Source organism: Methylobacterium tardum (genome assembly GCF_023546765.1).
GTDB lineage: Bacteria > Pseudomonadota > Alphaproteobacteria > Rhizobiales > Beijerinckiaceae > Methylobacterium > Methylobacterium tardum.
Genome location: NZ_CP097484.1, coordinates 1,814,626 through 1,822,500, shown reverse-complemented (window position 1 = coordinate 1,822,500; position 7,875 = coordinate 1,814,626). Strand labels below are relative to the sequence as shown.

The window sequence follows — 7,875 nt, the reverse complement described above, 5'->3', positions numbered from 1 at the left end:
GCCAGCTCGTGGGCATCAACACCGCGATCTACTCGCAGTCCGGCGGCAGCCACGGCATCGGCTTCGCGATTCCCGTGGGCATGGTCAAGGCGGTGGTCGACGCGGCCCGCGACGGGGCGAGCGTCGTGCGCCGGCCCTGGCTCGGGGCGCGCATCCAGAGCGTCACCCCCGACATCGCCGACAGCATGGGCCTCGATCACCCGACGGGCGTGCTGGTGGCGAGCCTCCAGCCCAAGAGCCCGGCCGAGGAGGCGGGGCTGAAGCGCGGCGACCTGATCCTCACGGTCGACGGCCAGGAGGTGGCCGATCCGGAGGCGTTCGGCTACCGCTTCGCCCTCAAGGGCGTGCAGGGCCAGGCCCGGTTCGGGATCCTGCGCGGCACGACCCGGCAGGCGGTCTCGGTCAAGCTGGCACCCGCGCCGGAGACGCGCCCGCGGGACGCGCTCAAGGTGAAGACCCGCTCGCCCTTCCTGGGCGCGACGCTGGTCAACACCTCGCCGGCCGTGGCCGAGGAGATGCAGGTCGATTTCCAGACGGACGGCGTGGCCGTGCAGGCGGTGGACGAGAATTCCATCGCGGCCCGGGTCGGGCTGCAGAAGGGTGACGTGATCGTGGCGGTGAACGGCGTGCCGATCGCGACCACCAAGGATCTCGATCGGGTCACCCGCAACAGCCTCAATTCCTGGGAGGTCGCGATCAACCGTAACGGCGAGGTCCTGACCTCGGTGTTCGGGGGCTGATCCCGCGCGATCGCGGGCGACCCGCTTGCGCCGGGGCTCAGCCCCGGTGTTGATGCGCGGATGTCCGACCTGTTCGCCTCCGCGGAGCCGCCCTCCGCGCCGGATTCCGGCCGCGCCCCCGGCGCCGCGGCCGCCCGTCCTCTCGCGGACCGCCTGCGCCCGCAGAACCTGTCGGAGGTCGTCGGCCAGGAGCACCTGACCGGGGAGGGCGGGGCCCTGACCCGCCTCCTGCGCGGAAGGACTCTCGGCTCGCTGATCTTCTGGGGACCGCCCGGCACCGGCAAGACCACGGTGGCGCGGCTGCTCGCCCAGGGCACCGACCTGCATTTCGAGCAGATCTCGGCGATCTTCTCCGGCGTGCCCGACCTGCGCAAGGTGTTCGAGGCCGCCCGCAAGCGCCGGGCGACCGGGCAGGGGACCCTGCTGTTCGTCGACGAGATCCATCGGTTCAACCGGGCCCAGCTCGACGCCTTCCTGCCGGTGATGGAGGACGGGACCGTCACGCTGGTGGGCGCGACGACGGAAAACCCCTCGTTCGAGCTGAACGCGGCGCTCCTGTCCCGCGCCCGGGTTCTGCTGTTCCGGGCGCTCGACCCGGGCGCCATCGCGCGGCTCCTGGTCCGGGCCGAGGCGCTGACGGGCGAGGCCCTGCCGCTGACCGAGGAGGCGCGGGGCGTGCTGGTCCGCATGGCCGATGGCGACGGCCGGGCGGCCCTGACCCTGGCGGAAGAAGTCTGGCGCTCGGCGCAACCGGGCGAGACCCTCGACGCTGAGGCCCTGCAGGCCATCGTCCAGCGGCGGGCGCCGATCTACGACAAGGCGCAGGAGGGTCACTACAACCTGATCTCGGCGCTCCATAAGACCGTGCGCGGCTCGGATCCCGACGCGGCGCTCTATTATCTCTGCCGGATGCTCGATGCCGGCGAGGACCGGCTGTTCATCGCCCGCCGGCTGGTGCGGATGGCGGTGGAGGATATCGGCCTCGCCGACCCGCAGGCCCTGGTGGTGGCCAACGCCGCCAAGGATGCGTTCGACTTCCTGGGCAGCCCCGAGGGCGAGCTGGCTTTGGCCCAGGCGGCGATCTACCTCGCCTGCGCGCCGAAATCGAACGCGGTCTACGAGGCCTACAAGGCCGCGACCCGCCTCGCCAAGGAAGCGGGCTCCCTGCCGCCGCCGCGCACCATCCTCAACGCGCCGACCAAGCTGATGAAGCGGATCGGCTACGGCGAGGGCTACCGCTACGATCACGACGAGCCCGACGCCTTCTCGGGCCAGGATTACTGGCCCGACGCGCTGGGGCGCCAGTACCTCTACCAGCCCACGGAGCGCGGCTACGAGAGTCGCCTCGCCGAGCGGCTCGAACGGTGGGAGGCGTTGCGCAAGGAACGGCGCGGGGAGGGGTAGGCGGCCTCACAGGTCGAGGGGCGCGTTGTCGATCACCTCCTTCATCACGAAGAAGGTCCGGGTCTGGCGCACCCCCGGCAGACCGATCAGCGTGGCGCTGTGGAGGCGGTTGAAGTCGGCCATGTCGGAGACCCGGATCTTCAGCATGTAGTCGAAGTCGCCGGCCACGAGGTGGCAGTCGAGGAGCACGGGGATCGCCCGCACGGCCGCCTCGAACTCCGAGAAACTTTCGGGCGTCGAGCGGTCGAGCACCACGCCGACGAAGACCAGGGTGCCGCGTCCGACCCGCATCGGGTCGATCAGCGCCCGGACCGCCCGCACGAACCCGTCCGCGAACAGGCGCTGGATCCGGCGGTGGCAGGTGGCCGCGCTGGTGCCGACCCGCTCGGCGATCTCGGCATTGGCCATGCGCCCATCCGCCTGAAGGAGGCGGAGGATCTTCTGGTCGATTCGGTCGAGCCCTGCGGACATGGACGATTCTTTCAGAAATGGCGCGCGATCCGGAATTCTCTGCAGGCAAGGGGCTCAGCGGCGCAAGTCACTGGATGTCTGAGCGGAAAGATCGAGAGCACCTTTCATCGCGGATCGGGTAGCTTTCCCTGCGCCTCGAAGACGGAGCCGGGCCTCGCGCCGGGCCGTCCCCGAGGCCTCGCTTCGACGCGTCCGGGCCGGGCGGAGACCGCTCCTGCCCCCGGACACGCCCCGAGATTCGGAGAGACCCGATGCTGGACAAATTCGAGCGCTATCCCCTGACCTTCGGCCCGACGCCGATCGAGCCGCTCAAGCGCCTGACCGCGCATCTCGGCGGCGAGGTGGAGCTCTACGCCAAGCGCGAGGATTGCAATTCCGGCCTCGCCTATGGCGGCAACAAGCTGCGCAAGCTCGAATACATCGTGCCGGACGCGATCAAGAGCGGGGCCGACACGCTGGTGTCGATCGGCGGCGTGCAGTCGAACCACACCCGCATGGTCGCGGCGGTCGCCGCCAAGATCGGGATGAAGTGCCGGCTGATCCAGGAGGCCTGGGTGCCGCACGAGGACGCCGTCTACGACCGGGTCGGCAACATCCTCCTGTCGCGGATCATGGGCGCGCAGACGCAGCTCGTGGATGACGGGTTCGATATCGGCATCCGCGATTCGTGGAAGCGGGCGCTCGCCGAGGTCGAGGCCGAGGGCGGCAAGCCCTACGCGATCCCGGCCGGCGCCTCGGTGCACAAGTATGGCGGGCTCGGCTATGTCGGCTTCGCCGAGGAAGTCCGCAAGCAGGAGGCCGAGATGGGCCTGCGCTTCGACTACGTGGTGGTCTGCACGGTGACGGGCTCGACCCATGCCGGCATGCTGGTCGGCTTCTCGGCCGACGGGCGCGCCCGCAACGTCATCGGCATCGACGCCTCCTGCACCCCGGCCCAGACCAAGGCCCAGGTCCTCGACATCGCCCAGAACACCGCCGCCCTGGTCGGCGCGGGCGACATCGTCGCCGACGACGTGGTGCTCAACGAGGATTACGCCTACCCGGTCTACGGCGTGCCCTCCAAGGAGACCGTGGAGGCGATCCGGCTCTCGGCCCGGCTCGAGGGGATGATCACCGACCCGGTCTACGAGGGGAAGTCGATGCAGGGCATGATCGACCTCGTGAAGAAGGGCTTCTTCCCGAAAGGCTCGAAGGTGCTCTACGCCCATCTCGGCGGCGCGCCGGCGCTGAACGGCTACAGCTACACGTTCCGCAACGGTTGATACCGTTTCCGGTCGATACCTTAGACACCGCCGTCTTTGCGAGCGGAGCGAAGCAATCCAGACAGCGCCACGCTTCCTGACGTGGCGCGACCCTGGGTCACTTCGCTGCGCTCGTGATGACGGAGAGGGGCACCTCAACCGAAGCGTTCAAGCGAAACCGAGTGAGGCGGATCGGCCAGGTCCCTCACCTCCCTTCGCTCCCCCCTCACCCTGAGGTGCGGCGCCGCAGGATGAGGTCGCGCGTGTGAAGGGTCGGGCACGCGCGAATTGTTCCGCCCGCCCTATATGCCGGCGCGGGACCCGCACCGGAGAGGGCAGGGATGATCGCACCGGCACGCGCGCTGCTCCTGACGGCCCTGCTCGCCCTCGGCGGCCCACCGGCCTGGGCCGCCTCGGGGCCGGCCGTCGAGGCCGAGAACGGGATGGTGGTCTCGTCCCAGCGCCTCGCCTCGCAGGTGGGCGCCGACATCCTGAAGGCCGGCGGCAACGCCGTCGACGCCGCGGTGGCGGTGGCCTACGCCGAGGCGGTGGTGAACCCGTGCTGCGGCAATCTCGGCGGCGGCGGCTTCCTGGTGCTCCACAGCGCCGACGGCCGCAGCCGCTTCGTCAATTTCCGCGAGACCGCCCCGGCGGCCGCCACCCGGGACATGTATCTCGACGCGGCCGGCAACGTCGTGAAGGGCGCGAGCCTGCGCGGCTGGAAGGCGGCCGGCGTGCCCGGGACGGTGCTCGGCCTCAACACCGCGCTCGCCGCGTACGGAACCCTGCCGCTGGCGCGGGTGATGGCGCCGGCGATCGCGCTCGCCCGGGACGGGTTCGTGCTGACCCGGGGCGACACCGACATCCTCGAATCCGGCACGAAGGTGTTCGCGGGCCAAGCGAACGTCGCCCGGATCTTCCTGCGCCCGGACGGCAGCCCCTGGCGGCCCGGGGACCGGCTGGTCCAGGCCGACCTCGCCCGCACCCTCCAGGCCATCGCCGAGCACGGCGCGGACGCCTTCTACAGGGGCGCGATCCCGGAGGCCGTGGAGGCGGCCTCCCGGGCGGGCGGCGGCCTGCTGACGGCGGCCGACTTCGCCGCCTACACGGTGACGCAGTCCGAGCCGCTCACCTGCCGCTACCGGGGCGCGACGATCCTGTCGGCGCCCCCGCCCTCGTCCGGCGGGACCACGCTCTGTGAGATCCTCAACATCCTCGACGGCTACGACCTGCGGGCCGCCGGGTTCAACGCGGCCCGGACCGTGCACCTGATGGTCGAGGCGATGCGGCGCGCCTACGCGGACCGCAACCTGCTGCTCGGCGACCCGGCCTTCGTGGAAAACCCGGTCGACCGTCTCCTGTCGCCGGCCTACGCGGAGACGCTCCGGGCCTCGATCCGCCCGGACCGGGCGACCCCGTCGGTCGAGATCCGCCCGGATCCCGGCCCGGAGACGCGGGAGCGGCCCGAGACCACCCACATCTCGGTGATGGACAGGGCCGGCAACGCGGTCGCGCTGACCTACACGATCAACGGCTATTTCGGCGCCGGGGTGATCGCCGGCGACACCGGGTTCTTCCTCAACGACGAGATGGACGATTTCACGGTCAAGACCGGGGTGCCGAACCTGTTCGGGCTCGTGCAGGGGACGAAGAACGCGATCCAGCCGGGCAAGCGCCCGCTCTCGTCCATGGCGCCCACGATCGTGCTGCGCGACGGTCAGGTCGCGATGGTGGCGGGCTCGCCGGGGGGCTCGCGGATCATCACGATCAACGCGCAGACGCTGATCAACATGCTCGATTTCGGCATGGAGCCGCAGGAGGCGGTCGACGCCCCGCGCATCCACCACCAGTGGCTGCCCGACACGATCTACGCCGAGCCCTTCGCGCTCTCGGCGGACACGCAGGGGCTCCTGCGGGGCATGGGCCACATGATCGTCGAGCAGAAGCCCTGGGGCGCACAGGAACTCATCGCGGTCCGCGCCGCGGCGCCTGTGCTTCCGGAGGCCGCGTCGTCGGGCAACGACGCCTCGCGCACGGAGCGGATGCGGCCGGGCCTGCTCTACGGCGCCAACGACAATCGACGGCCGGCCGGCGCGGCGGTGGGGGAGTAGGGGGCGGACGGCTCGACCGGGACGAGCCCGTCACGCCAGGCCGCGGCGCGGCGCCCGCGATCCGACGTCCCCACCGGCGCCGGACCCGGATCGATCAGCGGATCGCGGCGTCGGGCTCGCCCGCGTCGTCCCGGGAGAGGGGGCGGAGCCTTCGTCGCGGAACCGAGGGTCAGCCCTCGCCCGCCTCCCGCGCCACGGCCCGGAACCCGATGTCGCGCCGGCAGAAACCCTCCGGCCAGTCGATCCGGGCCACCGCCGCGTAGGCGCGGGCCTTGGCGTCGGTGACGCTGTCGCCCAGAGCCGTGACCGCCAGCACCCGGCCGCCATCGGCGAGCAGCTGTCCGCCCTCGGCGCGGGTGCCGGCCTGGAACACGTGGACCCCGTCGCCCTCGGCGGCGTCGACCCCGCGGATCACCGAGCCCCGCACCACGGCACCCGGATAGCCGGCCGCCGCCATCACCACGGTGAGGGCGGCCCGGTGGGGGTCGAATTCGAGCGTCACCCCGGACAGGTCGCCCTCGCAGGCCGAGAGCAGGGCCGGCACGAGGTCGGAGGCGAGGCGCGGCATCAGCACCTGCGCCTCGGGATCGCCGAAGCGGGTGTTGTACTCGATCAGCTTGGGACCGTCCGCCGTGAGCATCAGCCCGGCATACAGGATGCCGGTGAACGGGCAGCCCCGCGCCCGCATGCCCGCGAGCGTCGGCGCGATGATCTCGGCCATGACCCGGGCCTCGATCTCCGGGGTCACGACCCGGGCCGGGGAATAGGCGCCCATGCCGCCGGTATTGGGGCCGCGGTCGCCGTCGAACACGCGCTTGTGGTCCTGGGCCGTGCCGAGCGGGATCGCGCGGGTCCCGTCGCACAGGGCGAAGAAGCTCGCTTCCTCGCCGAACAGGCATTCCTCGACCACCACCTCGGCACCCGGCTCCTCGAAGAGGGCGGTCAGCGCATCCTCGGCCTGGTCCAAGGTCTCGGCGACCGTGACGCCCTTGCCGGCGGCCAGCCCGTCGGCCTTCACGACGATCGGGGCGCCCTGCTGGCGGACATAGGCGAGGGCCGGCTCCAGGGCGGTGAAGCGCGCGAAGGCCGCGGTCGGGATCCCGCAGGCGGCGCACAGGTCCTTGGTGAAGCCCTTCGAGCCCTCGAGGCGGGCGGCGTCCCGGGTCGGCCCGAAGGCGCGGATCCCGGCCGCCTTCAGGTCGTCGACCAGCCCGGCGACCAGGGGGGCTTCGGGACCGACCACCACGAGGCCGATCGATTCCGCGGCGCAGAACGCTGCCACTGCGGCATGGTCGGTGACCTTGAGGTCCGGCCGATTCGTGCCGTGGCGGGCCGTGCCGGGATTGCCGGGGGCCGTGAACAGGCGGGTACAGAGCGGGCTCTGGGCCAGACGCCAGGCCAGAGCGTGCTCGCGGCCGCCCGAGCCGATCAGCAGGATGTTCATGCGCACGCCACCATGGGCCCAGCTTCTGGGCGAAGCCTGCCGGCGGGAAAAGGTTTTTTTCGGGCTTTCCCCGTTCTGCGCAGAGTTCCGGGCCGCTCAGCAGCCGATGCACACGCTCGTGTTGATGCCCCCGCCCCGCGGCACGATGCCGTGTCGGCCGATATGGCGACCGACATGGACGCCCCGGTAGGGCAGGTAGGGTCCCTGGGGCTGGAACTGGGCGTTCCGCTGGATCGACTGGTTCAGCGTGTTGTAGTCCGTGACCCGCTGCTGGTTGAGGGTCCGGATCTGGCTCTGCAGGGCGAACGACGCGTTGGCGGCGTTCGGGTCGTTCTGCTGCACCTGCGCCCAGGCGGTGCCCGCTGGGAGAGCGAGCGCCAGAGCGAGGAGCGCGCGTGACGCGAGGCGCATGACTCTCTCCGTGACGGGACTGGTCTATACCGTCGCCGACGCGCCAGGATCGG

At 71.3% G+C, this 7,875-nt stretch carries 7 protein-coding genes (1 of these 7 only partly in view); 4 read left to right on the top strand and 3 right to left on the bottom strand.

Annotation, left to right across the window (positions count from 1 at the left end):
• Window positions 1-740, top strand: partial view of a DegQ family serine endoprotease gene (locus M6G65_RS08520; RefSeq protein ID WP_238199016.1) — the 3' portion only. 706 nt of this gene lie to the left of the window's left edge; the window shows 740 of its 1,446 coding nt (coding positions 707-1,446); the start codon falls outside the window, past its left edge; it ends in the stop codon at window positions 738-740.
• A 60-nt stretch (window positions 741-800) separates the two neighbouring features.
• Window positions 801-2,144 (top strand): replication-associated recombination protein A, encoded by a 1,344-nt coding sequence (locus M6G65_RS08515; protein ID WP_250103820.1) that lies wholly within the window; start codon window positions 801-803, stop codon window positions 2,142-2,144.
• Between the two features lie 6 nt (window positions 2,145-2,150).
• On the opposite strand, the gene M6G65_RS08510 is transcribed toward M6G65_RS08515, so the two are convergent.
• The gene (locus tag M6G65_RS08510) at window positions 2,151-2,615 is read right to left on the bottom strand and encodes an Lrp/AsnC family transcriptional regulator (RefSeq protein WP_238199014.1); all 465 of its coding nucleotides are present in this window, start codon (window positions 2,613-2,615) and stop codon (window positions 2,151-2,153) included.
• A gap of 251 nt (window positions 2,616-2,866) precedes the next feature.
• On the opposite strand from M6G65_RS08510, the gene M6G65_RS08505 reads away from it, so the two are divergent.
• Both M6G65_RS08505 and ggt read left to right on the top strand, forming a co-directional pair.
• Window positions 2,867-3,877 carry a 1-aminocyclopropane-1-carboxylate deaminase gene (locus M6G65_RS08505; RefSeq protein WP_020095545.1) on the top strand — a complete coding sequence of 337 codons (1,011 nt, stop codon included), beginning with the start codon at window positions 2,867-2,869 and terminating at the stop codon, window positions 3,875-3,877.
• A 320-nt stretch (window positions 3,878-4,197) separates the two neighbouring features.
• Complete coding sequence (ggt, locus tag M6G65_RS08500; protein ID WP_238199013.1) at window positions 4,198-5,967, top strand: gamma-glutamyltransferase; 1,770 nt, start codon at window positions 4,198-4,200, stop codon at window positions 5,965-5,967.
• Between the two features lie 169 nt (window positions 5,968-6,136).
• Here ggt and purD read toward each other — a convergent pair whose 3' ends face one another.
• Together purD and M6G65_RS08490 are read right to left on the bottom strand one after the other, a co-directional pair.
• The gene (gene purD / locus M6G65_RS08495) at window positions 6,137-7,411 is read right to left on the bottom strand and encodes a phosphoribosylamine--glycine ligase (protein WP_238199012.1); all 1,275 of its coding nucleotides are present in this window, start codon (window positions 7,409-7,411) and stop codon (window positions 6,137-6,139) included.
• A gap of 96 nt (window positions 7,412-7,507) precedes the next feature.
• Window positions 7,508-7,822, bottom strand: coding sequence for a hypothetical protein (locus M6G65_RS08490; RefSeq protein ID WP_238199011.1), 315 nt, complete (start codon window positions 7,820-7,822; stop codon window positions 7,508-7,510).
• Window positions 7,823-7,875: the final 53 nt, after the last annotated feature.